This is a genomic window from Allobosea sp. TND4EK4, assembly GCF_900156025.1.
Taxonomy (GTDB): Bacteria; Pseudomonadota; Alphaproteobacteria; order Rhizobiales; family Beijerinckiaceae; genus Allobosea.
On sequence record NZ_FTMO01000053.1, the window covers coordinates 1 to 1,555 of the forward strand.

Sequence of the window (1,555 nt, forward strand, 5' to 3'; positions counted from 1 at the left end):
TGGGCTTCATCTTCGTTCCTTCGTCACTACGACGAAGCCCAAATCCTCCTTAAATCACAACCTCAAATCTGTGCCATTGGTGCTGACGGCGGACAGTCTCGACGTGCCGGACCGCTCCATCGAAATGCTGGTGGACGAGGCCGAGCTCACACGCCGTGCCGCGGAGCTGCCAGCGGTCGAACGGCCGGAATGGGCGCAGCGCGGTTATGCCCGGCTCTACCATGATAGCGTGACCCAGGCCGATGAAGGCTGCGATTTCGACTTCATGATGCCGGTCAGGCGATAGCGGAGGACGTCTGTGATGTGGCAGCCTGCGGAGCGTTATCCCGATCCGGCCATCGAGATCCTGCATCCATCCTTCGAGCGCTACCGGCTGTTCAACGCGGCGGTGGAGCGGCTCCATACCGGCTGCCGCTGGAGCGAAGGCCCGGTCTGGTTCGGCGATGCCCGCCATCTGCTCTGGAGCGACATCCCCAATGACCGCATCCTGAAATGGGACGAGGCCAGCGGAGCGGTCTCAGTCTACCGGTCGCCATCGAACCATGCCAACGGCCACACCCGCGATCTGCAGGGCCGCCTCGTCAGCTGCGAACATGGCGGCAGGCGCGTGACCCGCACCGAAATCGACGGCTCGATCACCGTCCTGGCGGAGCGCCATGACGGCCACCGTCTGAATTCGCCCAACGACGTGGTGGTGAAATCGGACGGATCGATCTGGTTCACCGACCCCGTTTTCGGCATCGCCGGCGACTATGAGGGCGGACGCGCGGAGCCGGAACTCCCTCAGAATGTCTATCGCATCGACGGCCAGAGCGGCGAACTCACGGTCGCCGCCGAGGATCTGCGCGGGCCCAACGGACTCGCCTTTTCGCCTGACGAGAAGACCCTTTACCTCGTCGAGTCGCGGGCCACACCGAACCGGGTGATCCTGGCCTTCGATGTCGCAGGGCGGACGCTCGCCAACCGCCGGCTCTTCATCGATGCAGGAGATGGAACCCCGGACGGCTTTCGGCTCGACGTCGACGGCAATCTCTGGTGCGGCTGGGGCATGGGCCGTGACGATCTCGACGGCGTGATGGTCTTCAACCCTCAAGGTCAGGCGGTCGGCCGCATCCGCCTGCCCGAGCGCTGCGCCAATCTCTGCTTCGGCGGCGCCAAGCGGAATCGTCTTTTCATGGCGGCGAGCCGGTCGCTCTATGCGCTCTACGTGAACACGAGAGGATGTCGTTCGTCGGCGTCTTGACGAACGAGCAGGCCCCGCAGCCGGCTTTGGCGCCTCGGGCATGTCTTGTCGGCAGCGTGCGCAGCACGCGCGGTGGCCGTGAGGGCGCGCTGGAACCCGACACAGCGGCGGAGAACATGGCGATCGACCATGGCAGCCGGACGCTGCGCCGTCGCGCCCGCCAGCCCTGTCCTCTCGACAGGGGGAGCAGGACGCCGCCGCGGCCGGGCTATTTCGGCGGCGCGGCCTGCATGTGGGCTTCGACGAGCTCCGAGGTCTTGCGGTAATGGGCGGCGAGCAGTGCCGCCGCCTCGTCGGCGCGCCTTGCCAGTG

The 1,555-nt window shown here is 66.0% G+C and carries 2 protein-coding genes; both read left to right on the plus strand.

The genetic code is table 11. The annotated features are described in order from the left end of the window. On the plus strand, positions 1–286 hold a 286-nt coding region (locus BW981_RS22195; RefSeq protein ID WP_175624199.1), incomplete at its 5' end, for a dihydroxy-acid dehydratase. Positions 287–301: 15 nt separating this feature from the next. Continuing rightward, positions 302–1,243, plus strand: coding sequence for an SMP-30/gluconolactonase/LRE family protein (locus BW981_RS22200; RefSeq protein ID WP_076443174.1), 942 nt, complete (start codon positions 302–304; stop codon positions 1,241–1,243). The last annotated feature ends 312 nt before the right edge of the window (positions 1,244–1,555 follow it).